Origin of the sequence: Streptomyces sp. NPDC048603, assembly GCF_043199475.1 — a bacterium.
Lineage (GTDB): Bacteria > Actinomycetota > Actinomycetes > Streptomycetales > Streptomycetaceae > Streptomyces.
Window position 1 is genome coordinate 107,781 of sequence record NZ_JBICVY010000008.1, and the last position, 22,068, is coordinate 129,848.

Sequence of the window (22,068 nt, forward strand, 5' to 3'; positions counted from 1 at the left end):
TGGTCCGGTCCGGGCCGGCTCAGCCCGGGGTCGTCGGCGTGCCGGCCTGGGCGCCGATCCGGTGCACGAAGGTCCGTGCCGGATCGGGGATGGCCGCCGGTTCGGGAGCCGGCGCCGCGAGGATCCGTACCGGATGCGCCGGGGGAGCGGGCGGATCGGCCGCGTGGAGGGAGAACCAGACCACCTTCCCGGCGATGCCGGCCAGGTGCTGGGCCCCCCAGTTCTCGCTGACCGCCTCGACGAGGGCGAGGCCGCGCCCGTGGGTTCCCAGCGGATCGGCCGCCGTCAGCACCGGCAGGCGCGGGTCGTTGTCGTGGACCGAGACGGTCAGCCGGCCGAGCCGCAGTTCCAGCTCCACGGTGCACGTCTTGTCGGGCTGAGCATGCCGGTGGACGTTGCTCAGGAGCTCCGTGACGCCGAGTACGGCCCGGTCTATGAGGGGATCGAGCTGCCAGTAGCGCAGTTGCGCGGAGACGATCCTGCGGACCTGGCGGATGCGCGAGGGCAAGGCCTGCAGCTCGACGGTGCAGTGCCTGCGGGAAGGACTGATCACGGCTGCTACTCCCCGACATGAGTGTTACGGGTGGTGCACCCTCTGTGATGCCACACCAGAGTCACCCAGGGACCCTCCCGTCGCAACCCGTCGCACGCCGTCCCGGCCGGCCGCGGAGGAACGCGGTCCCGCGCCGCGTCCGGCGGGGGGTCCAAGAGATCCCTATGCAAACCCAAAGTGACTGTTTGTGCAGGTGGGAGAGGTACATTGCGAAGACGGGGCGGGGTTGACGGACAGAGGAGCAGGGCATGAGCGCGACAGGCATCACCGAGGGCGTCGACGGCGGCGTCACCCAGGGCGTCACCCAGGGCGTCACCGAGGACGTGGACCGCAGCGACCCGGAGTACCGGGCCTGGCTGAAGGAGGCCGTCCGGAAGGTCCAGGCGGACGCCAACCGCTCCGCCGACACCCACCTGCTGCGCTTCCCGCTGCCCGAGGCGTGGGGCATCGACCTGTACCTCAAGGACGAGTCCACGCACCCCACCGGCTCCCTCAAGCACCGGCTCGCGCGCTCGCTGTTCCTGTACGCGCTGTGCAACGGCTGGATCCGGCCGGGGCGCCCGGTGGTCGAGGCCTCGTCCGGTTCGACGGCCGTCTCCGAGGCGTACTTCGCGAAGCTGATCGGCGTGCCGTTCGTGGCCGTGGTGCCGCGGACCACCAGCACCGAGAAGTGCCGGCTGATCGAATTCCACGGCGGGGAGTGCCACTTCGTCGACGACCCGATGAAGGTGTACGAGGAGTCGGCCGCGCTCGCGCAGCGCACCGGCGGCCACTACATGGACCAGTTCACCTACGCCGAGCGGGCCACGGACTGGCGCGGCAACAACAACATCGCCGAGTCGATCTACCAGCAGCTCCGGCTGGAGCGGTACCCGGAACCGGCCTGGATCGTCGCCACTGCGGGCACCGGCGGCACCTCCGCGACCATCGCCCGGTACGTCCACTACATGCAGCTCGACACCCGGGTCTGCGTCCCGGACCCGGAGAACTCCGTGTTCTTCGAGGGCTGGACGACGCACGACCCGGACGTCACCGGCGACTGCGGCTCCCGCATCGAGGGCATCGGCCGGCCCCGGATGGAGCCGAGCTTCGTTCCCGGCGCCATCGACCGGATGATGAAGGTCCCGGACGCGGCGAGCGTCGCCGCCTGCCACGCGCTGGAAGCGGCCATCGGCCGCAAGGCGGGCGGCTCGACCGGCACCGGACTGTGGAGCGCCCTGAAGATCGTCTCCGAGATGGTGGCGCAGGGCCGCACCGGCAGCGTGGTCACCCTGCTGTGCGACCCCGGCGACCGCTACCTGGACAAGTACTACTCGGACGACTGGCTCGCGGCGCAGAAGCTCGACATCGCCCCCTACGCCAAAACGCTCGAGACCTTCCTCTCCACCGGCATCTGGCGCGAACCGGGCGCCTGACCCGGCGCCTTCGCTTCCCCCCGCTCCACCTCTCCCCGCTCCGCCTCCCCCGTCCCGCCCGGCAATTCCCTGGCCGGGGCCGGGGCGGGTGGGTAGCGTGTGCGGACTCAGGCCCGCTCCGGGCGGCCTGACCTGCGGCGGGGAAGGGCGGGGACACAGTGGCGCGCGACTGGACCGTCGGGCTGGTGGTACGGGAACTGCGGTACGGGGCACGGGAGATGCGCGCCGCGGCGCAGGCCGGGCGGCGGCCGCGGCCCCAGCGGGTCCGGGTGGTCCGGCAGCCGGCGGAGACCGCCGATGCGGCGATGGACCGGTACGAGGCCGCGCTGGAGCGGGCCGCCCGGCAGCGGCTGCGGATCAGTGCCGGCAGGGTGCGCGGGCTGGTCAACAGCCCGCGGGGGCCTCTGCGCACGGCCCGGGCCGATGAGGTGGACGTGCTCCCGGTACGGCACCGCCATGCGGCCGACCACCACCGGCTGCCGCTTCCCTACTGGCGGCCCGGCCGGGACTCCTGAGCCGCCAGCAGGCCGTCCAGGGCACGGACCGCCCGGCGGAAGGAGAGTCCCAGGCCCGGCCGGCCCGCGGTGAGGCCCAGCCGGAACGGGGTGTTCCCGTCGGCGGCGAAGGTCCAGCGGACCAGGGTGCCGGAGCCGGCCGGGGCGAGCCGCCATTCCTCCAGCAGGGCCCGCACCCCGGGCGCGTTGGTCTCGTCCACCCGGTAGGCGTACCGCTGTTCCGGATCGGCGGCCATGATCGTCTCCTGCATGCGGACCCCGCCGCGCAACCTGACCTCCCGGCCGGAACCGCCGTGCGTCGGCCGGGCCAGGGCCACCGCGCGGAACCAGCGGGGCCAGGCGGCCACGTCCTCCGCCAGCGCCCGGTAGACGGTCCCGGGGGCGGCGCGAGCCGTGGCGGTGAAGACCAGCCTGACCGGGGCGGAGTCGATGAATTCGAGCCCGACGGGGCGGAGTGCGCGAGCCATGGGGAGCTGCCTCCTCGGTCGTCCGGGATCCGGGACGTCTCAGGGTGTCGCGGTGCGCTGCGGGGTGCAGCCGCCGCATCATAATTGACTCGACGTCAGATATCTGCCGGGGGAGGGCGGATCGTACGGAGCACGGAGCGGGCATAACACCCACATTCCGTCCCGTGAGGAGGGAGCCCTCCGCCGTGACCGAACCCGCTCCCTCCGCCGCCGCCGTGCGCCCGCCCCGGCTCGCGCTCGAACTCCACGTCCACGGAGTAGGCGGCCCCTCCCCGGAAGAACTCCTCGGCGACCCTCGCACCGTCCGCGTCACCGGTGACGACACCGCCGCCGTCTTCCGCCGGGCCGAGGACGCCGACGCCGAAGCCCAACCCGGGCGGTACGCCGGGCACCCCGTCACCGAGGCGTACTGCTGGTCCAGGCTCACCTCCGGCAACGGCGCCCGGGCCCTGTGGCTGCTGCTCCTGCCCTTCATGGTGGCCAACCTCGCCCACTGGGCCCGTCCGGCCGCCCCCGCGGACGGCCGCGCCCAGCGCGCGTACGGAGTGCTCGTCCGGCTCGTCGCCCTCAGCCTGACCGTGCTCCTCGTGGCCTCCGCCTGCGAGGTCGCCCTGGACCTGGCCGCCTGGCAGTGTGCCGGCTCCGCGCACTGCACCGCCTCCCGGTCCTGGCTCGGCTTCCTCTCCGGCCTCCAGCCGGGCCGCCGCCTCGCGCTCGCCGCGCTCGTCCCGGCCGGGCTCACCGGACTGCTCTGGTACCTGTCCAACCGCACCTGGAGCGCGTACGAATCCCAGGCCCCGCCCCGGACGGACACCACCCACCCCCACCCGGCTCCCGTCCTCACGGACGGCACCCCGGCCCTGGGCCGGCCCGGATTCTGGTACGGCCGCCGGCTCGTGGCCCGGCTCCGCGCCGCGCACACCGCCGCCGGGCTGCTCACCGTCGCCGCCGGGGTGACCGTACCCACCGCCTGGTACGACCGGCGGGCCGCGGACGGTCCACCGGACGGGTTCGGCTGGTGCGCCCAGGCGGCACTCGCGGCCGGCGCCGCCGTGGTGCTGTGGGTGGTGTGCCGGCGAGGCCGCGCCGAGACCCGGCTCGACCACCGGATCGACCGGGCGGTGGTCACCCTGATGCCCGGCGGCGCCCTCGTCCTGCTGGCCCTCTGCACCGGGTACGCGTGCTGGTCCCGCCCCGGCTGGACCGCGACCGGCCGGCTTCCCGGGGACGCCGCCTTCGGCCTGATCATGCTCGGCCAGGGCTGCTGCGCCCTGGCCCTGGTGGCGGCCACCGTGTCCCTGCGCCGGGCGGAGGCCCCCGCCGCCACGCGTACCCCCGCCGTCACACGTACCAGCGCAGCCACGCGTACCCCCGCCGCCGGCACCGGAAGCGCCGCGGCCCTCGGGGGACTGGGCGGGCCCGCCGTCGCCCTGCTCGCCTGCGCCCTCGGCGGGGTGATGACCGGCGGGGTCGCCCAGCGCGTGGCCGACTGGCTCGACGGCGGGGGCACCCCGGGAACGCCGGGAGCGCCATTGCCGGGACCGCCCGTGCTGCTGTCCTGGCAGGCCGCCGTACTGCCCCCGCTCCTGCTCGGCCTGCTCCTGCCGGCCGTCCTGTTCGGGCTGCGCGGGGCCCGGCTGCGACGCCGGATCGCGGCCACCGTGGCATCCGAGTACCCGGGCCAGCCGTACGACCGGGACCGCAGCCGCCGGATCGCCGCGGCCCGCGCCGCCGCCGGACTCACCGACTCCACGCCCTGGTTCGTGGCCGCCGTGTCCGGGCTGACCCTGTTCCTGGGCGCCGGCGCGCTGGCCGGTGCCTGGCTCACCGGGGAAGTGCCGGAGGAGGCCGCACACGGCACGCACCGGCTGCTGGAGGACGCCGCGGGCGCCGCGCAGGACGCCGGGTCCTGGCTCATCGGCTTCGGCTTCCTGCTGTTCGTCACCTGGGGCCGCCGCGCGTACCGAGACGCCTCCGCCCGCCGCACCATAGGCATCCTCTGGGACGTCGGCACCTTCTGGCCGCGTGCCGCCCACCCCTTCGCCCCGCCCTGCTACGCCGAGCGAGCCGTGCCCGACCTGACCTGGCGGATCACCGGCTGGACCGCCCGCACCGGCGGCCACCTCGTCCTCTCCGGACACTCCCAGGGCAGCGTGCTCGCGGCGGCGGCCGTCTGGCAGCTGCCGCCGGAGGTCCGCCAACGGGTCGCGCTGCTCACCCACGGCTCCCCGCTGGCCCGCCTCTACGGGCGCTGGTTCCCGGCGTACTTCGGCCCGGCCGACCTCGCCGCCCTGCACCGGGAAGTGGACTGCTGGCGCAACCTCTGGCGGGCGACCGACCCGATCGGCGGCCCGGTCCTGTCCGGCACCGGAGAACGGGACCGGGAGGACGTCGACCGCGGCCCGCTGGCCGACCCGCTCGCGTACGGGCGTACGGAACTGCACCCGCTGCCCGCTCCGATCCTCGGCCACTCCGACTACCCGGCGGACCCCGTCTTCGCCGCCGAGCGCGCGGCGCTGCTGCGGCGGCTCGCCGTACGCGAGCACCCGGGCGGCGAGGCAGGATCCGCCTCGGGGCCGGACGCCGGGCCGGGGCCGGCCGCCCTGCCCGGTCCGCGGCTCAGCGGGAAGCGGGAAGCCCCGGCGAATCCGGATGCTCCGGGCGCTCCGGCAGTCCCACGACGGCCACCCGCACCGCCGGCGGCGCAGGGAGCTCCGGAAGGTCCCCCGGGAACAGCAGGGTGAGCTCGTCCGTGCTCGGCTCCCGGTCCGCGGTCAGTTGCGCGACCCGTCCGGCGTGCCGCTCCACCATCGACTCGAAGGTCTGCCGGGCGGTCCGGCCGTTGCCGAAGGCCGGGCCCTTCGGCAGCTCGGTGAAGTACGCCAGCAGGGCCTCGGGCGTGCCCGCGCCCAGCCGGTACTCGTGCTCGTCGGCCTGCTGCTCGACGATCCGGAGGAGATCTCCGGGCCCGTAGTCCCCGAAGGTGATGGTCCGGGAGAACCGGGACGCCACCCCGGGGTTGACGGTCAGGAAGCGCTCCATCTCGGCCGTGTACCCGGCCACGATCACGACGACCGCGTCGCGGTGGTCCTCCATCAGCTTCACCAGGGTGTCGATCGCCTCCCGCCCGAAGTCCCGGCCCGAGTCCTCGGGGGCGAGCGCGTACGCCTCGTCGATGAACAGCACACCGCCGCGGGCCCGTTCGAAGGCCTCCTGGGTGCGGATCGCCGTCGACCCGATGTGCTCCCCGACCAGGTCCACCCGGGACACCTCGACCAGGTGGCCGCTCTCGAGCACCCCGAGGGAGGCGAGGATCTCCCCGTACAGGCGGGCGACGGTGGTCTTGCCGGTGCCGGGGGAGCCGGTGAAGACCAGGTGGCGGCGCACCGAGGCTGCCTTCAGGCCGGCCTGCTGACGCCGCCGGCCCACCTCGATCATGTCGGTCAGCGCCCGCACCTCGCGCTTGACGCTGTCCAGGCCGACCAGGGCGTCCAGCTGGCCGAGGACTTCGGCGGAGCGGCGCAGGCCGGCGGCCCGTCCGTCCGCGTGCCATCCGTCCGTGTGCCCTCCGTCTGCCTGCCGGCCGTCCGCGTGCCGTCCGTCCGGTCCGGTGGCCGGAGCCGGGTCCCCGACGCCTCCCGTGTCGCGTCCCGTGTCCCGTCCCGTGGGCTGTGCGGGCACGGCCGTCGTCGTCGCCGTCCGGAAGGCGGAGGCCGCCGGGACGGCCGGTGCCGGTCCGGGGGCCGCCGGGGAAGGGCGCGGACCGCCCGGTGCGGGCGTGGTGACGGCGGAGAGCACCGCGGACCCGGCTCCTGCGGTGCCCGCTCCGGAGAAGCCCAGCACGCCCGGCCGCTGCGGCAGTTCGTCGCTGGTGCAGTCCCGGGCGACCGGCCCGTCCTCCGCGAACTCGTAGCCGCCGCGCGCACAGCGTTCGGTGTGGCAGTGGCTCAGCTCCGTGCGGCAGCCGTCGATCACGTGGAATCCGAAGCCGCTGCTGCCGCTGACCCGGCAGCCGGTGAAACTGCCCTGGCTGCCGGCCGACACGTAGAACCCGGCCTCCACGGCGGAGCCGACCGTGCAGCGCTCCAGTACCGGGTCCGCCCCCTTGGTGACGATCACCCCGGTCTGCACGCCGTCGACGGTGCAGCCCGACAGGGTCCCGCCGCTGCCGTGGTCGCGGAACCACGCGCCGGTCGCAGCCTCCCGGATCCGGCAGTCGTCCAGCCGTGCGGCGGCCCCGTCGCTGACCGAGACCGCGGTCCGGGTGACCCGCTCCAGGTCGCTGTCGACCACGTCGACCCGCGAGCCCCGGTCCAGTACGAACAGTGCGTCCGGCACGTCACGGACCCGGCAGGAGGCGAGCGAGGCGGTCGCGCCGTCGCTGACCCATACCGCCGGGTAGTCGCCCGTACTGTCGTGGATCTCGCAGGAGTCGGCGTCCACCCGGGTCCCCGGGTCCCACACCGACAGGCCGTTGCGGCCGAACCGGCGCACGGTGGTGCGGCTCAGCGTGAGGACCGAACGGGACCGCAGGTCCACCGCGTTCTCGGGGACGTCGTGGATGTCGCAGCCGGCCAGTGCCAGCACCGCGTCGGTGTCCAGGGTGACCCCGTCCGCGGTGGTGCGGTGCACCGAGCAGTCGGTGAGCCGGGCCGCGGCCCGGGCCGCGATCTGCACGCCCGTGCCCCGGATCTCGTACACCTCGCAGCCCAGTGCCTCCAGCGCGGACCCCTCGCCGGTGACACCGATGCCGGCGCCGGTGCCATGGTGGATCCGGCACCGTTCCAGGCGCGGGTGGCCACCGCCGCGGACCAGGACCCCGGTCTGCCCGGAGGCGGCCACCTCGCAGTCCTCGAACACTCCGCCGCCGCCGTCGAGGACGGTGATCCCGGTCCCGGCCGGATTCTCCACCGTGCACCGGCGCACCGTCGGGCGGGCGCCGCCGCGGACTTCGATGCCGGCCGAGGAACGGGCACTGATCCGCAGGCCGGTGATCTCGGGGGCGCCGTCCTCGACGAGCAGCGCGGGCGCCGTCCGGTCCTGGCCCTCCAGATGCAGGTCCTGGACGACGGCGGAGGCGGCCACGGTGAGCGCCACCCCGTCGGCCGGGGCGATCCGCACGGCACCGGCCGAGCCCTCCGGCCCGCGCAGCGTGACGGCATGACGCAGCACCAGGTTCTCCCGGTAGGTGCCGGGAGCGATGGAGAGGACGTCGCCGTCCCCGGCGGCGGCCAGGGCGGCGGTCAGCGTCGGATATTCCCCGGCGCGACGCCGCCACCGCGAGGCCCCGCCGTGCGTCACCTGGACCGTGCCCTGAGCCATGGTGCTGTCGTGCCCCCGCCTTCGTCGCCGTCGACGCCGCCGGTTGTCGTCCGGTGCGTCGGTCCACCGTAGCGCGCGTGGGGCCGGTGGGTTGCCAGGTCGGGTACGCGGCCCCCGGGCGGGGGAGACGGGGCGGCGGTCAACTGCCCGCGCCCGCACGGCCCCAGTCCGGGCCGACTGCCGCCCACGCGCGGTCCAGGAGCTGGTAGCGCCGGTGTACCAGCCTGCGGATGACCATCCGCCGGACCGTTTCCACCAGCGCGGCGACGGCCAGCGCGGCCGCGAGGCCGGCCAGCCCGGCGTGCAGGGCGGCGGCCGACGGATCCAGCGGCCGGGCAACCGGCCTGCCCCCGCTGTCGGTCCACATCCGGAACCGGTCGCCGGGCCGCGGCGGCTCCTCGGCGGCCGGCACCGCGCCCTGGTGGGTGCTGCCGTCGGGTGCGGTCCAGGCTGCGAGGACCCTGGTCCGCTGCGGGCCCTGCAGCGGGGACTGCCGGCTTTGCTGCTGTTCCTGCTGCCGGTCCTGCTGCCGGTCCTGCGGCTGTGTCTGTTGCTGGTCTGGCTTTGGGGCTCGTTGCTGTGCCTGTGCCTGTGCCTGCGTCGGCACAGGCTGTCCGGCCACCGTGCGGACCACCACCGCCGGCACCAGGTGCCGTTCCTGCCGCTGCTCTCGCGCGGCGCGCTGCAGGGTGGCGTCCACGCTCAGACCGGAGAGCCAGCCGATCGCCGGGGCCACGACGAGCAGGCACACCAGCGTCGTCAACGCCGCCCAGGCCTCGATCAGATCGGTGCGCCGGCGCAGCGGATTCCTCCGCCACCGCCACACCCCTGTTGCCATCCGCACGGTCGGGCACCCCCTTTGCCTCCGTTTGCCTGCGCGCCCGGTCACGGCGGGCAGGCCCTCGGCCCAGCCTCCCCCACGCGCGGCGGGCGCGCATTCCGGGAGGTGCGGGAAGTGCGTCACCCGCACCTCCCGAACGGATCAACGCGGCCTTCGGGTGCGGCGGTTCCGCGAGGGCGGAAGAACAGCCCGAAGGTGGTGTTCCGGTGGAGGGCTCGGTGGGCTCGGCGGGGCTCGGTGGGGGTGGGGGGGGGCGGGGTGGGCGGGCCGCTCAGGGCCGTTACGGCACGCGGACCTCGTCGCCCACGCGGATCGTGCCCGTCCGGACCGGTACGAGCAGCCGTCCGAAGGCCAGGGACTTGCCGATCCGGTGGTGCCGGGCCAGGGTCCGCAGGGGCTCCTTGCCGCGCCGTGCGGTCTGCTGGTCGGTGGTGGTGACGACGCACCGCCCGCACTCCCGGGCCCCGCGGAAGACCGCGTCGCCGATCTCGACCCGCTGCCAGTCGTCCTCGGCCCAGGCGGTCGCCCCGGCCACGACCACGTTCGGCCGGAAGCGGTCCATGGGCAGCGGCCCCTCCCCGGGGTGGGCCCCCTGCGCGATGAGCTCGTTCAGGGCGTCCAGCGAGGCGAGGGTGGTGATCAGGAACGGATAGCCGTCGGCCAGGCTGACGGATTCGCCGGGCAGCGCGTACTCCGGGTCCACGGAGCGGCGCTCGGCCGGGTCGTCCATGTGCACCAGACGGGCCGGCTCGCCGAGGTAGGTGCTGAACCAGGCGTGTGCGGCCGGGTCGGCGGGGACCGTGTCCACCTTCTTGCCGAAGAGCAGAACCGGTTCGAGTATGTCCGGTTCGGGCACCTCGACCGTGATGTCGGGCATGCCCGGTGCCGAGAGCGTGATCCCGCCGCCCCCCAGCGGACGGGCTCCCGCCAATGCCAGCCTCGGCTGCTGGCGTTGGGTGATGACGTTGCCTGTGGCGTCGACGACGGCCCACCGTCGGTCCCCGGCGGGTCCCCAGGGCTCCACGGCCACCTCGTCGGGAGCTGTCCCCGCTACCGACTTGACGGGGTGGACATGGAGTGCCTGGACGTACATGCGCGACATGGGTGCATCCTGCCAGCCGTGCGGCCGGCTCCCCAGTCCGCCGTCAGTAGCCGCGACCGCCCTGGTACTGGCGTCCGCCGTACGGGTCCTCGAAGGACGGGACCGGCACCTGGATCTGCACCGGGGCCTGCACCGGCCGAGGCGTGGCCGGACGCATCGCCTCGTACCCGCCCGCGGCCACCGGCCGCATGGGCTGCGGCATGGGCTGCGGCTGCGAAGGCGCCTGGGGCTGCGGGACGTAGCCGCGGGCCGGGGCCTGCTGCTGCGGGATGTACGGCGCGGGCGCCTGCTGCAGTGCCATCGGCTGCGGAGCCTGCTGCTGGTACGGGTACCCGTATCCGCCGGGGGCCTGCTGCGCGTGCACCGGCGCCGCGGGCAGCGCCGGCAGGGCGGCGGGGAGCGCGGGCAGGGACGAGGCCAGCGCGGGCAGGTGGCTGCTCGGGCCGCCGCTCTGGTAGCCGCTGCTCGGGGCGGAGTCGTAGGCGGCGGGCACGCGGATCGGGGCGATCTGCGGGGTACCCCGTTCGGCTACGAGCGAGTCGTAGATGGGGGTGTCCGGGAAGGAGGGCGCGGAGTAGTAACCGCCGCCATACGCGGAGCGGGGGGAGGTCATGGGCATAAGTTAAGCCCACGACTTCACCGGGTCCATAGCAAGGGGCCCCGAACCCTGCGCTGACCTGCATATTCGCAGGTCAGCGCCACACCTTTCACTGGACGTTCACGTGCACGTTTCGTCACTTCCGCCCCTGATTGCCACTTCTCGTACTCATACACGCCTCTGCTCCGGCCTCCGGTTTGATGGCGTGTCAGGTCGGGATGATGCCTGCTCAGGGGTGGGTTGCGGGTCGGGGGCGGAGTCCGGTTCGGCGGTGGAGTGGGGGTGGTGTCCGGGGCCGGAGCGGAGGCCGGAGAGGGGCCCGGTCAGGCGTCGCTCGGGCGGGGGTAGGTCCGGCCCTTCCACGCGGCGCCGCGGCCCCGGTAGTGGCGGCCCGCCGAGTCCACCGTCATCAGCAGGTAGAGGAAGGCGGTGAAGGGCAGCGCCGGCGCCAGCGCGGGGGTCAGGCGGTAGTAGCGCAGCATCGGGACGTAGGTCGCGGTCATCAGCAGCCAGGCGAGCCCTCCGGCGGACCGGGCGAGGGGGGAGCCGGCGGCGAGTCCGAGGAGGAGGGCCGCGGGCGGGACCAGGTAGACGAGGGTCAGGCCGGCCGCCGTGCCGATCAGGAGCGACGGCCGGTGGCGGAGTTGGGCGTAGGCGCTCCGGGACACCATCCGCCAGAGGTCGGCGAGCCTCGGATAGGGGCGCACGCTGTCCACGCGTTCCGCGAGACCGAGCCAGATACGGCCGCCGGACCGCTGGACGGCCCGGGCCAGCGACACGTCGTCGATGACCGCCTGCCGGACGGAGGCGGGCACCCCCGCCCGGATCGCGGCCTCGGTCCGCAGGAGGACGCATCCGCCGGCCGCGGCGGCGGTCCGGGATCCCGGGCGGTTCACCCGGCGGAAGGGATAGAGCTGGGCGAAGAAGTAGACGAAGGCCGGTACGAGGAGCCGCTCCCAGAGCGTGGCCACGCGGAGCCGGGCCATCTGGGACACCAGGTCCAGGCCGTGGGACTCGGCCGCGGTCACCAGGGCGCGCAGGCTGTCCGGTTCGTGTGCGATGTCGGCGTCGGTGAGGAGGAGGTAGTCGGGGGTGGGGGTGCGTGCGGGTGCCGGTGCGGGTACGGGTGCGGGTACGGGGGAGAGGCCGGGGCCGGACCGTCGGGCGAGCGCGATGCCGTGCTCCAGGGCCCACAGCTTGCCGGTCCAGCCCGGCGGCGGGTCTCCGGGAGAGGTGATCGTGAGCGGCAGGCCGTCCCCGGCGAGCAGGCCCGCGAGGCGCCGGGCGACGGAGGCGGTGCCGTCGGTGCTCCCGTCGTCCACGAGGAAGATCCGGGCCGGGCCGGGATAGTCCTGGGCGAGGAGGGAGGGCAGGCTGTCGGGGAGTACGTCGGCCTCGTCGCGGGCCGGGACGACGATGGCGACGGAGGGCCAGGGTTTCCCGGCGGGGCGGGCGTGCGGGACGTGCGCCGGCAGCCGGACGTCGGTCCGCCAGAACATTCCGTTGCAGAGCAGCAGCCAGAACCACGCGGCGAGGGAGATCACGGCGGCAACGGTGACGAGGCCCATCGGGGCAGTCTGCCCGAGGCGAGCCCCGGCGGGGGCGCGGACGCGCGGGACCGGACCGCCGGGGGAGCCGCCCCGCACGGCGGGCGTCGATTAAAGTGACCGGGTGAAGATCGCGCTTATGGACTCCGGAATCGGCCTCCTCGCGGCGGCAGCCGAAACGCGCCGGCTGCGCCCCGACGCCGATCTCGTGCTCGCCTCCGACCCGGACGGGATGCCCTGGGGGCCGCGTACGCCCGAGGACCTGACCGGGCGCGCCCTGCAGGTGGCGCGTGCCGCCGCGGCCCTGGCGCCGGACGCGCTGATCGTCGCCTGCAACACCGCCTCGGTGCACGCGCTCGCCACCCTGCGGGCGGAACTCGAACCGCGCATCCCCGTGATCGGGACCGTGCCCGCCATCAAGCCCGCCGCCGCGGGCGGCGGCCGCGTCGCGATCTGGGCCACGCCCGCCACCACCGGAAGCCCGTACCAGACGGGGCTGATCCGGGAGTTCGCCGGGGGCGCGCAGGTCACCGAGGTGCCGTGCCCGGGGCTCGCGGACGCCGTGCAGTGGGCGGACGAGGAGGCCATCGTCCGGACGGTCGCGGCCGCCGCGGAGCTCACACCCCCCGACGTCACCGACGTGGTGCTCGGCTGCACGCACTACGAGTTGGTCGAGGACGCCGTACGCGCCGCCCTCGCGGAGCGCACCGGCGGTGCGGAGATCACGTTCCACGGTTCGGCGCTGCCCGTGGCCGTCCAGGCCCTGCGCCGGCTGGGCGCCGGGCCCGCGGAGGACCGGCCGGCCACCGGACGGCTGACGGTGCTGCTCAGCGGCCGCGAGTCCCAGCTGCCGCCCGAGGCGCTCAGGTACGCGGAGGGTCGTCTGCTGACGGCCGCGGAGGGCGCTCCGGTCGCTGGGTGAGCTGGGGGTAGTTCTGGGTGGGTGGCTTCGGCTGGGCGGGAGCGAGGCGCCCGGGGGCTGCCCGTCAGTCCCAGTGTCCTTCCGTGCCGGCCGCCGGCGTCAAGGGCGCGACTTTGTCGCGTCGCTTCGCGATGGCCTTCGGCCACCCTTGACCCCGACGTCCGTCCCGGAACGACAAGGACTGTCGGGCGGCCCCGGGGGGATGGCACGGGGGGACCGAGGCCCCTTCAGCGGTGGCGTTGGCAGGCATGAGCAGCAGCTCCGCTCGGCCAGCCGCCCTTCGGGCGGACGCAGCAGTGAAGTCGATCAGATCTACGTAATCCGGCTCGGCCCACGCGCCTCAGATCGCTACGCGCTCCTGTTTGTCGGCGGATGCGGGCGGCTTGGGGCCGGAGCCGTGTGTCATGAGGCGGCCGGGGGGCAGATCGTGTTCAGCAGGTCGCGGGTGAAGGTGTTCAGGTCGTCCAGCCCTGCCGCGGCCAGGGCGGCGGGCGTGCCTGCCAGCAGGTGGGGGAGTGCGCCGTGCAGGGCGAGGGTGAGGGCGCGGACGGTGGCCGCGTCGGAGGGGAGGCCGGAGGCGGCCAGCAGGGCGCGGTGCGCGGCGAAGTCGCCCGCGCCGATGACGTCGAGGAGTTCCGCCAGCCAGGGGCGGCGGGTGGCTTCGGTCTGCAGTTCCAGGTAGGCCAGGACCCGTGGCCGGCCCGGGCCGGCCACGTCGCGCAGCAGCCCGCTCAGCAGGGCGGCCAGCCCGGCCCGGTCGGCCGGGCCCGGTCCCGCCATGGCGGCGGCCCGCTCCCGGTACTGCTCCAGGCAGCGGCCGGCGACCGCGCGCAGCAGTGCGTCACGGGTGGGGAAGTAGTTCTTGGCGGTGCCCAGTGGTACGCCGGCCGCCGCGTCGACCGCACGGTGGGTCAGGCCGCGCCCGCCCGCTTCCGCCAGCACCGCGATGGCCGCGTCCCGCAGCAGGTCCCTCCGGTCAGGATTCACGGGAGCAGCTTAACCACACCAGTGGTACCACAGCTGGGGTGACCAAAGGACCCCGGCTGTGGTACCACTGTTGTGGTGGTTGTCGGCTTTCGGGGAGGGGTACTCCATGGAGCGGGGAAGCGCGATCGTGATCGGGGCGGGGGTCGGTGGCCTCGCCACTGCCATCGGCCTGCGCCGGGCCGGCTGGGCCGTCCGGGTGCTGGAGCGGCGCACGGAGCTTGAGCGCTACGGCACCGCGTTCGGACTCCACCCCACGGCACAGGATGCCCTCGACCGGCTCGGGCTGGGGGCTGCCGTCGGCGCGCGGGCCGTGCCGTACCGGGGTGCCCGCATCAGGCGTCCGGACGGCACGGTCCTCGCCGCGCTCCCGCTGGAGCGGATCGAACGCCGGGCCGGCCGGCCGGAGATCCTGGTGTCCCGCCCCCGCCTCATGGACGTCCTGCTCGCCGAAGTGGACCGGTGCGGTGTGTCCGTCGAGTACGGGACGGCGTTCGGTGGTCCGGACGGGACCGGCGCCGACCTCGTCGTCGGCGCGGACGGCATCAACAGCGCCGTGCGCACGGGCGCCTTCGGTGAGCGCAGCGCGCCGCGCGAGGTCGGCACGGTCGCCTGGATCGGCATCGCCGGCTTCGAGACCGGCGTGTACGGCGAGACCTGGGGTCGCGGGCGGTTCTTCGGCATGACCCCGGTGGAGCCCGGCCGCACCAACTGGTACGCCACGGTCCCCGAGGCCACCGGTGCGGAGGAGCTGCGGGAGAGCTTCGCCGGCTGGCACGACCCGATCCCCCGGATCCTCGCCGAGACGGATCCGTCCACCTGGATCCGGTACCGGATGCGCCACCTGTACCCGGCCCTGCCCGCCTTCGTCCACGGCGGCAGGACCGCGCTGGTCGGCGACGCCGCACACGCGATGACCCCGAACCTGGGCCAGGGGGCCTGCACCGCGTTGCTCGACGCGGAGGCACTGGCCCGGGCGGTCGCCGCACACGGCCGTGGCGCCTTGCCCGCCGCTCTGGCCGCCTACGACGCCGAGCGCCGACGCAGCGCCCAGTGGGTCGCCCTCGGGTCGCGGACCCTGCACCGTTTCGTGACGGCCCGCCGGCCTGCGCTGCGCGACGGACTGGTTCGCCTGCTTCCGGCCTAGCGGAGGCCGTGCTCGGGCGGATCGGCCGATCGGATGATGGGCGGGTCGGCCGGGCGGGGGCTCAGGGAGCGACGGCGGGGGGACCGTTCCGTGGGCGGGGCCGGACCAGGATGGGGGCATGAACCCGCACGACCGAATGCTGCTCGATGCCGCCCGGGCCGGGGACACCGGGGCGGTGCGCGCCGCGCTCGACGCCGGTGCCGCCCCGGAGACCCGCGACGAGGACCTCCGTACGCCGCTGCTGCTCGCGGTGCTCGGCGACCACGTCGCCGTGGCCGAGGTCCTGATCGCCGCCGGAGCCGACCCCGACGCCCCCGACGCCCGGGAGGACAGTCCCTGGCTCGTCACCGGGGTGACCGGCAGCGTCCGCATGATGCGGGTCCTGCTCCCGGCCGGGCCCGATCTGACGCAGCGCAACCGGTTCGGCGGGATCTCCCTCATCCCGGCCGCCGAACGCGGGCACGTCGGATACGTGCGTGCTGTTCTGGCGGAGACGGACATCGACGTCGACCACGTCAACCGGCTCGGCTGGACCGCCCTGCTGGAGGCGGTCATCCTCGGCGACGGCGACTTCCGCCACGAGGAGGTCGTCCGGCTGCTGCTCGCCGCCGGGGCCGACCCCTGGCTCGCCGACTCCAAGGGGGTCACGGCGTACGAGCACGCGGTGCGGCGCGGCTTCGACGGTCTGGCGCGGCTGCTGCGCGCGGCGCAGGAAAGGCCGGGGCGGTGAGGTCCCGGACCGGGTGGAGGCGGGCGCTGCTCGTCGTCGTCCCCGCCGTCGCCGTGCTGCTGGCGGGCTGCTCCCCGGCCGGGAGCGGAGGCACCCGTGCAGGGGCCTCGCCCGCCGCCGGGACCCCGCCGGCCGTCGGCCGGCCCACCCCCGAAGGGACCTTGCTCGTCGCCGACTTCGGCGCCGACACCGTGACCTTCGTCGATCCGGAGCATGGCCCGGTCGGCTCCGTCCCCGTCGGCACCGCACCGTACGGGCTGGCCGTCGGACCGGACGGCCTCGCCTGGGTGGCCACCGCCGAGGGCGTGGCGGTCGTCGACACCCGCACCCGTATGCGGGTGACCCGGATCCCGTACGCCACCGGCACGGGCCCGGCAGGCACCGGTGAGTACCGCGGCGGCGGCATGGGCATCGCGCTCGCGCCGGACGGCTCGCGCGTCTACGTCGGCGTCAACGTCCCCGGCCGCCGGGGCGTGCTGGAGGTGATCGACACCGCCGCCCGCGAGGTCACCGCCACCGTGCCGGTGGGCCGCCGCCCCTTCGACGTGGACGTCGCCCGCGACGGCGGCGAGGTCTACGTGACCGGTCACGACTCCTTCGACGTCACGGTGGTCGACGCGGGCACCCTCGCGCCCCGCCGCATCGAGGTCGCCCCGTACGGCACCGAGGGCGGCCTCGCCTCCTGGCTCAAGCCGCACTACGCGGTCGTGCGCCCGGCCGACGGCCGGCTGCTGCTGCCGTTCGAAGGGGAGCGGCTGGCCGTGGTGGACCCGCGGAGCGGCGCGGTCGCGGTGGAACCGATGACGGCCGACACCCACCAGCACGGGGCCGCTCTCACCGCCGACGGACGCCTCCTCGTCGTCGGCACCGGCGCCGTGGAGGAGGGCAGGGGCCCCTCGCTCACCGTGCGGTCGCCCGACGGCACCGAGCGGGTGTACCCGCTGGACGGCCCGCACGAGGACGTAGCGGTCTCCCGCGACGGCCGGACGGCGTACGTCACCGGCGGCCACACCCGCGAGGGTCACTGGAACGGGCTCACCGTCGTCGGCCTCTCCGACGGCACCGCGCGCCGCCTTCCCGCGGGCACCCGCCCCCTGGGCATCGCCGTGCTCTAGGCACGACGGCTCCCGGTACGGGCCGGGTTTGGCCGGGGCCGGTACGGGCAGACGGCGGGTGCCGGCCCCTGTACCAAGTGGCCGAGAGGCGGTGGCGTGCGTGCGGAAGCTGAGTACGCTGCGAAGCATGACGGGTCAACCGGGTCACCCCCCGGGTCCGCTGTGGACCGGGAGCGCGCGGAACCGCGGGCAATGGCTGCTCGCCGTGGTCGGCGTCGCCTGCATCGTCCTCGGCGTGGAACTCGCCGTCGGCTCCTCCTGGACCTCGGGCACCGTGGCGATGGCCATGGCCGTCGTCGGCTGCCTGGCCGTCGGCCTGCTGATCCTCTACGGCACGCTCGCCTTCGTCCACGTGCACGTCACCGTCGACGCGGAGGCGGTGGAGGTGCGCTGCGGCCACATAGGGCTGCCGCGGCGCCGGATCCGCCTCGCCCACATCAGCTCGGCGGAGTTCCTGCCCAGCGTCACCCCGCAGCAGTGGGGCGGCTGGGGTCTGCGCTGGCGTCCCGAGCGGGGCATGTGCGTGGTGATCCGCCGCGGCGAGGCCCTGGAGCTCCGGCTGGCCGACGGGAAGATCTTCACCGTGACGGTCGACGACGCCGAGAACGCCGTCCGGGTCATCCGCGCCCACCTGCGGGCCCTCGCCCCGTGACACGGGGCCGGCGGCGGGCACCGGAGCCCCGCGGCAGCCGGCGCCCTGCTTCGGGCGGCACAGGCCGGCGGCGTACACTCCGCGAATGAGCAGCAGTGCCACCCGCGTGGTCGACAACGAGCCACCGCAGCCCCCGTCCGGTACCACCGCCGCCACCCGGACCCCCGCGGCCACCGGTACCCCCGACGCGCCCGCCGGCCCGCAGTCGAGCGGAAGCCTCACCGGCCGCGTACGGGCCGCCCGTGCGACGGCCCCGCTGCTCCGCGCCGCCGGCGCCCTGCTCTCCGGCGGCCTCCTCTACCTGAGCTTCCCGCCGCGCCCCCTGTGGTGGGTCGCCCCGTTCGCCCTCGCCCTGCTCGCCGGCTGCCTGTACGGGCGCCGCGCCCGCGCCGGCTTCGGCCTCGGGCTGCTCGCCGGCCTCGGCTTCCTGCTGCCGCTGCTCGTGTGGACCGGCGAGGAGGTCGGCCCGGTGCCGTGGCTCGCCCTGTCCGTCGTCGAAGCCCTCTTCATCGGCCTCACCGGCCTCGGCATCGCCCTGGTCAGCCGGCTTCCCGCCTGGCCGGTGTTCGCCGCCGCGGTGTGGATCGCGGGCGAGGCGCTCCGCGCCCGGGTCCCGTTCGGCGGGTTCCCCTGGGGCAAGCTCGCCTACGGCCAGGCCGACGGCGTGTTCGTCTCCCTCGCCGCCCTCGGCGGCACCCCGCTGCTGTCCTTCGCCGTCGCGCTGTGCGGGTTCTCCCTGTACGCCGTCCTGCGCACGGCCCGCAGCGACCCCCGCCGGGCCGGTGCCGCCCTCGCCGCCCTCGGGGTCGCCGCACCGCTCGGGGCGGCCCTCGCCGCCCGCCCGCTGGTGTCCGACAGCGCCCAGGACGGCACCGTCACCGCCGCCGTCATCCAGGGCAACGTCCCCCGCCTCGGCCTCGACTTCAACTCCCAGCGCCGCCGGGTCCTCGACAACCATGCGCAGCGGACCGTACAGCTCGCCGACGACGTCAAGGCCGGCCGGGTCGCCAAGCCCGACCTCGTGGTCTGGCCGGAGAACTCCTCCGACCTCGACCCGTTCGCCGAGCGCGACGCGTACGAGGTGATCGACAAGGCCGTCAAGGCGATCGGCGTGCCCGTCGCGATCGGCTCCGTCCTCGCACCCGAGGACCGTCCCACCCTCCGCAACACCATGATCCTCTGGGACCCCGTCAAGGGCCCCACCACCACCTACGACAAGCGGAAGATCCAGCCCTTCGGCGAGCGCATCCCCATGCGGTCGGTGGTCCGGATCTTCAACTCCGACGTGGACCGGGTCCAGCGCGACTTCGGCCCCGGCAAGGAGCCCGGGGTGTTCGACATGGCGGGCAGCCGGGTCGGCATGGTCACCTGCTTCGAGGCCGCCTTCGACGACGCCGTCCGGTCCACCGTCCGGGCCGGCGCGCAGGTGATCGCCGTGCCCAGCAACAACGCCACCTTCGGCCGCTCCCAGATGACCTACCAGCAGCTGGCCATGGACCGGATCCGCGCCGTCGAGCACAGCCGAACCGTGCTGGTCCCCGTGACCAGCGGAGTCAGCGCCGTCATCCGGCCCGACGGCAAGGTCGTCGCCCGGACGGAGATGTTCACGCCGGACGCCCTGGTCGCCGAGATCCCGCTGCGGTCCGGCCAGACCCCGGCCACCCGCTTCGGTCCGGCGCCCGAGTACGCCCTCCTCGCCGTCGCCGCGGCCGGGTTCGTGCTCCTCGCGGTACGCCGGCGCCGCGCCGGGAACGCCGCATAGGGTCTGCGCCGCGGTGCGCCGGTCACCGCGTAGGGTCGGGGGATGAGCACTCCCGAGTACATCCGCAGGATCCGGGCCACCGCCGGGCAGCAGCTGCTCCTGCTGCCCGGTGCGACCGCCGTCGTGTTCGACGACGAAGGCCGGGTGCTGCTGGGACGCCGGGCGGACACCGGACACTGGTCCGTGATCGGGGGGATCGCCGAGCCGGGCGAGCAGCCCGCGCTGACGGCGGTGCGCGAGGTCCACGAGGAGACCGGCGTGGAGTGCGAGGCGGAGCGGGTGGTGCTCGTCGAGATGCTGCCGCCGCTCACCTATCCCAACGGGGACGTCTGCCAGTTCCTCGACACCACCTTCCGCTGCCGGGCGACCGGCGGCGAGGCCCGGGTCAACGACGCGGAATCGCTGGACGTGGCCTGGTTCCCGGTGGACGACCTGCCCCGGCTGCCCCCGTTCGCCGTCCAGCGGATCCGGCAGGCCCTCAAGGACGAGCCCACCTGGTTCGAGCCGGCCCGTTTTGATCCGGCGGACGCGCCGGACGCGGGCACCGCGTGAGGGGCCCCGCCCACGGGGGAACGGGGCCCCGGCCGGGGCGGGTCAGGCCCGCTGCCCGCTGATGTTGACCATCCAGGTGATGCCGAACCTGTCCGTGCACATGCCGAACACGTCGCCCCACATCTGCTTCTCCAGGGGGACGGTCACGGTGCCGCCGGCCCGCAGCTTGTCCCAGTAGCCGCGCAGTTCGTCCGCGTCGTCGCCGCTCAGGCTCACCGCGAAGTCGTTCCCGGAGCTGTGTTCCGTCCCCGGCGGATTGTCGGCACACATCAGCGTGAACCCGCCCGGCGTCTCGAGCATGCCGTGCATGATCTTGTCGGCGTACCCGGGGGGTGCCTCGGAGCCGAAGTCGCCGTAGGCGTGGACGGACAGGTTGCCGCCGAGAGCCTCCTTGTAGAACTCCAGGGCCTGCTTCGCGTCACCGGCGAAGCTGATGTAGGGGTTGAGACGGGATGCCATGGTGATCTCCTTCAGCCCTTCAGCCCTTGATCCCGGTGGAGGCGGTGTCCTTGTCGTTGGCCCTGTCCGGGTCATCGTCGTCGCCGAAGATCCTGGCGGTGTTGGACACGGCGGTGCGCCGGTGACCCGCGGCCGCGGTGCCGGTGACCTCGATCTTCACCTGGTCGTCCGTCGCCAGCGGACCGCCCGTGCAGGAGAGGACCCCGTCGGTGATCTCGCACCCCTCGGTCGGGGTGGAGGGCTCCAGGAGCTCCGAGGGGAGGGCGTCGGTCAGCGACCAGCCGGAGGAGTCGCCCGCCTCGCCCGTGTTCTTCACGGTGATCCGGTAGGTCAGCGGGTCGCCGGCCTCGACCTGCTTGGGGGCGTGCTTGCGCACCGCCAGGTCGGCCGACGAGTCGAGGAAGCAGGAGGTGGCGTCCAGGTTGACCGCCGCGGGTGCGGACTGGCGCGACAGTACGGTGAACCGCGGTTCGGTGCCGTCCGCGTCCTTGACGCGGACCCGGAAGAGCTGGCCGGAATTGCGGAAGAACCCGAGGTCGCCGTTGCCGTAGGTGAAGACGCCGCCGAAGTCCTCCCCGCCGGGAAGGACACCCGGGAAGAAGTCCGCGCTCTGCGCGGCGATGTCGACCCGCACGATGGCGCCCGCGTCGGTCGAGCCCCACAGGAACCCGTCGTGGAAGGCGATGTCGAAGACGTCCAGCGCGGGGTCGGCCAGTTCCGGGACGTCGACGACGCCGGTCACCGACCGGGAGACGACGTCGATCCGGTAGATCTCCCCCGTGTCGTCGGCGAGGACGTAGTAGTTGCCGGCGTCGTCGAAGGTGCCCGAGATGTAGAGGGCGGGCGGCAGGCCCGCGATCGGACCGAGGGTGGTGGCGGCCCCGTTGCCGTCGAACCGGATCAGGTTGTTCCCGCCGGCGCCGAAGGTGGTCGCGTAGAGGTAGTGGTCGTCGAGGTTCACCCCGATGGCGTTGTAGAGGGTGGTCTGCGCGGCGCCCAGCTGCCGGAACTCGACCGTTCCGGGACCTCTCACGGCGGTGGCCAGCACGTCGCTCGGGTTGCCGAACGAGACGTACACCTGCCCGTCGCAGGCGACGGGAGGGCTCGCGGGCTGCCGGTGCGCGCCGTCCGCGGCCGACGCCGGCATGCCGGAGGCGAGGGCCGCGACGAGACCCACCGCACCGAGCGCGGAAACCGCCCGCGACCGCCGCTTCCTCCGGTCCGCCCCGATCGTTCCTCGGCTCATGAACCTGCCCCTTCCACTGCGTGCCTGCCGTCTACCGGTGATATCGGGACACAGACGAACACAGGGGACGCCGGGGCGGAGATCACGGCTCGGCTTTCCGGAACGAGTTCCCTCCAATGCCCGACCGGCCGCCCGCCGG

General features: G+C 74.6%; 19 protein-coding genes and 1 pseudogene. 10 read left to right on the plus strand and 10 right to left on the minus strand.

From position 1 onward, the window contains the following. Positions 1 to 19 precede the first annotated feature (19 nt). Entirely contained in the window at positions 20 to 553 is a 534-nt protein-coding gene (locus tag ACGFQ9_RS20895; RefSeq protein WP_393575530.1) for an ATP-binding protein, read from the minus strand. Positions 554 to 801: 248 nt separating this feature from the next. On the opposite strand from ACGFQ9_RS20895, the gene ACGFQ9_RS20900 reads away from it, so the two are divergent. Beyond that, positions 802 to 1,968, plus strand: coding sequence for a PLP-dependent cysteine synthase family protein (locus tag ACGFQ9_RS20900; protein WP_393575531.1), 1,167 nt, complete (start codon positions 802 to 804; stop codon positions 1,966 to 1,968). A gap of 158 nt (positions 1,969 to 2,126) precedes the next feature. Further along, entirely contained in the window at positions 2,127 to 2,483 is a 357-nt protein-coding gene (locus ACGFQ9_RS20905) for a hypothetical protein (RefSeq protein WP_393575533.1), read from the plus strand. Here the strand turns inward: ACGFQ9_RS20905 and ACGFQ9_RS20910 are convergent. Continuing rightward, positions 2,456 to 2,950, minus strand: a complete 495-nt coding sequence (locus tag ACGFQ9_RS20910; RefSeq protein ID WP_393575535.1) for an SRPBCC family protein — start codon at positions 2,948 to 2,950, stop codon at positions 2,456 to 2,458. The two genes, ACGFQ9_RS20905 and ACGFQ9_RS20910, sit on opposite strands and share 28 nt — an antisense overlap. Positions 2,951 to 3,135: 185 nt before the next feature. Between ACGFQ9_RS20910 and ACGFQ9_RS20915 the strand changes: the two are divergent. Beyond that, positions 3,136 to 5,538: pseudogene (locus tag ACGFQ9_RS20915) on the plus strand (hypothetical protein); the annotation flags it as partial. 31 nt (positions 5,539 to 5,569) lie between these two features. On the opposite strand, the gene ACGFQ9_RS20920 reads toward ACGFQ9_RS20915, so the two are convergent. From ACGFQ9_RS20920 to ACGFQ9_RS20940, 5 genes are all read right to left on the minus strand, one after another. Then, on the minus strand, positions 5,570 to 8,272 hold the full coding sequence (locus ACGFQ9_RS20920) for a right-handed parallel beta-helix repeat-containing protein (RefSeq protein WP_393575536.1): 2,703 nt from the start codon (positions 8,270 to 8,272) through the stop codon (positions 5,570 to 5,572). A gap of 139 nt (positions 8,273 to 8,411) precedes the next feature. Beyond that, positions 8,412 to 9,110 carry a hypothetical protein gene (locus ACGFQ9_RS20925; protein WP_393575988.1) on the minus strand — a complete coding sequence of 233 codons (699 nt, stop codon included), beginning with the start codon at positions 9,108 to 9,110 and terminating at the stop codon, positions 8,412 to 8,414. 283 nt (positions 9,111 to 9,393) lie between these two features. After that, positions 9,394 to 10,215, minus strand: a complete 822-nt coding sequence (locus ACGFQ9_RS20930) for an MOSC domain-containing protein (protein ID WP_393575537.1) — start codon at positions 10,213 to 10,215, stop codon at positions 9,394 to 9,396. Positions 10,216 to 10,258: 43 nt separating this feature from the next. Next, the gene (locus ACGFQ9_RS20935) at positions 10,259 to 10,828 is read right to left on the minus strand and encodes a DUF6643 family protein (RefSeq protein WP_393575539.1); all 570 of its coding nucleotides are present in this window, start codon (positions 10,826 to 10,828) and stop codon (positions 10,259 to 10,261) included. A gap of 308 nt (positions 10,829 to 11,136) precedes the next feature. Then, positions 11,137 to 12,381, minus strand: a complete 1,245-nt coding sequence (locus ACGFQ9_RS20940; protein ID WP_393575541.1) for a glycosyltransferase — start codon at positions 12,379 to 12,381, stop codon at positions 11,137 to 11,139. Between the two features lie 103 nt (positions 12,382 to 12,484). On the opposite strand from ACGFQ9_RS20940, the gene ACGFQ9_RS20945 reads away from it, so the two are divergent. Beyond that, positions 12,485 to 13,282 carry a glutamate racemase gene (locus ACGFQ9_RS20945; protein WP_393575542.1) on the plus strand — a complete coding sequence of 266 codons (798 nt, stop codon included), beginning with the start codon at positions 12,485 to 12,487 and terminating at the stop codon, positions 13,280 to 13,282. Positions 13,283 to 13,684: 402 nt separating this feature from the next. Here the strand turns inward: ACGFQ9_RS20945 and ACGFQ9_RS20950 are convergent, their stop codons facing one another. Continuing rightward, positions 13,685 to 14,269: a TetR/AcrR family transcriptional regulator gene (locus ACGFQ9_RS20950; protein WP_393575544.1), complete on the minus strand. Its 585-nt coding sequence runs from the start codon at positions 14,267 to 14,269 to the stop codon at positions 13,685 to 13,687. 106 nt (positions 14,270 to 14,375) lie between these two features. Between ACGFQ9_RS20950 and ACGFQ9_RS20955 the strand changes: the two genes are divergently transcribed. From ACGFQ9_RS20955 to ACGFQ9_RS20980, 6 genes are all read left to right on the plus strand, one after another. Next, a complete protein-coding gene (locus ACGFQ9_RS20955) occupies positions 14,376 to 15,413 on the plus strand; it encodes an FAD-dependent oxidoreductase (protein WP_393575546.1) in 1,038 nt (345 codons plus the stop codon). Between the two features lie 118 nt (positions 15,414 to 15,531). After that, entirely contained in the window at positions 15,532 to 16,143 is a 612-nt protein-coding gene (locus ACGFQ9_RS20960) for an ankyrin repeat domain-containing protein (RefSeq protein ID WP_393575547.1), read from the plus strand. Then, positions 16,140 to 17,258, plus strand: a complete 1,119-nt coding sequence (locus ACGFQ9_RS20965) for a hypothetical protein (protein ID WP_393575549.1) — start codon at positions 16,140 to 16,142, stop codon at positions 17,256 to 17,258. The genes ACGFQ9_RS20960 and ACGFQ9_RS20965 overlap by 4 nt, the downstream gene beginning before the upstream one ends. A gap of 127 nt (positions 17,259 to 17,385) precedes the next feature. Continuing rightward, positions 17,386 to 17,910 carry a hypothetical protein gene (locus ACGFQ9_RS20970; protein WP_393575550.1) on the plus strand — a complete coding sequence of 175 codons (525 nt, stop codon included), beginning with the start codon at positions 17,386 to 17,388 and terminating at the stop codon, positions 17,908 to 17,910. Between the two features lie 85 nt (positions 17,911 to 17,995). After that, positions 17,996 to 19,672: an apolipoprotein N-acyltransferase gene (gene lnt, locus ACGFQ9_RS20975; RefSeq protein WP_393575551.1), complete on the plus strand. Its 1,677-nt coding sequence runs from the start codon at positions 17,996 to 17,998 to the stop codon at positions 19,670 to 19,672. Between the two features lie 42 nt (positions 19,673 to 19,714). Further along, positions 19,715 to 20,224, plus strand: coding sequence for an NUDIX domain-containing protein (locus ACGFQ9_RS20980; RefSeq protein WP_393575552.1), 510 nt, complete (start codon positions 19,715 to 19,717; stop codon positions 20,222 to 20,224). A 42-nt stretch (positions 20,225 to 20,266) separates the two neighbouring features. On the opposite strand, the gene ACGFQ9_RS20985 is transcribed toward ACGFQ9_RS20980, so the two are convergent. Together ACGFQ9_RS20985 and ACGFQ9_RS20990 are read right to left on the minus strand one after the other, a co-directional pair. Beyond that, a complete protein-coding gene (locus ACGFQ9_RS20985) occupies positions 20,267 to 20,683 on the minus strand; it encodes a VOC family protein (protein WP_393575553.1) in 417 nt (138 codons plus the stop codon). A 19-nt stretch (positions 20,684 to 20,702) separates the two neighbouring features. Next, the gene (locus ACGFQ9_RS20990; RefSeq protein ID WP_393575554.1) at positions 20,703 to 21,929 is read right to left on the minus strand and encodes a DUF6923 family protein; all 1,227 of its coding nucleotides are present in this window, start codon (positions 21,927 to 21,929) and stop codon (positions 20,703 to 20,705) included. Between the last annotated feature and the right edge of the window lie 139 nt (positions 21,930 to 22,068).

Coding starts and splice junctions, on each gene's coding strand:
- ACGFQ9_RS20900 (WP_393575531.1), top strand. CDS start 802: ATGAGCGCGACAGGCATCACCGAGGGCGTCGACGGCGGCGTCACCCAG.
- ACGFQ9_RS20910 (WP_393575535.1), bottom strand. CDS start 2,950: ATGGCTCGCGCACTCCGCCCCGTCGGGCTCGAATTCATCGACTCCGCC.
- ACGFQ9_RS20920 (WP_393575536.1), bottom strand. CDS start 8,272: ATGGCTCAGGGCACGGTCCAGGTGACGCACGGCGGGGCCTCGCGGTGG.
- ACGFQ9_RS20925 (WP_393575988.1), bottom strand. CDS start 9,110: ATGGCAACAGGGGTGTGGCGGTGGCGGAGGAATCCGCTGCGCCGGCGC.
- ACGFQ9_RS20930 (WP_393575537.1), bottom strand. CDS start 10,215: ATGTCGCGCATGTACGTCCAGGCACTCCATGTCCACCCCGTCAAGTCG.
- ACGFQ9_RS20935 (WP_393575539.1), bottom strand. CDS start 10,828: ATGACCTCCCCCCGCTCCGCGTATGGCGGCGGTTACTACTCCGCGCCC.
- ACGFQ9_RS20940 (WP_393575541.1), bottom strand. CDS start 12,381: ATGGGCCTCGTCACCGTTGCCGCCGTGATCTCCCTCGCCGCGTGGTTC.
- ACGFQ9_RS20955 (WP_393575546.1), top strand. CDS start 14,376: ATGGAGCGGGGAAGCGCGATCGTGATCGGGGCGGGGGTCGGTGGCCTC.
- ACGFQ9_RS20960 (WP_393575547.1), top strand. CDS start 15,532: ATGAACCCGCACGACCGAATGCTGCTCGATGCCGCCCGGGCCGGGGAC.
- ACGFQ9_RS20970 (WP_393575550.1), top strand. CDS start 17,386: ATGACGGGTCAACCGGGTCACCCCCCGGGTCCGCTGTGGACCGGGAGC.
- lnt (WP_393575551.1), top strand. CDS start 17,996: ATGAGCAGCAGTGCCACCCGCGTGGTCGACAACGAGCCACCGCAGCCC.
- ACGFQ9_RS20980 (WP_393575552.1), top strand. CDS start 19,715: ATGAGCACTCCCGAGTACATCCGCAGGATCCGGGCCACCGCCGGGCAG.
- ACGFQ9_RS20985 (WP_393575553.1), bottom strand. CDS start 20,683: ATGGCATCCCGTCTCAACCCCTACATCAGCTTCGCCGGTGACGCGAAG.
- ACGFQ9_RS20990 (WP_393575554.1), bottom strand. CDS start 21,929: ATGAGCCGAGGAACGATCGGGGCGGACCGGAGGAAGCGGCGGTCGCGG.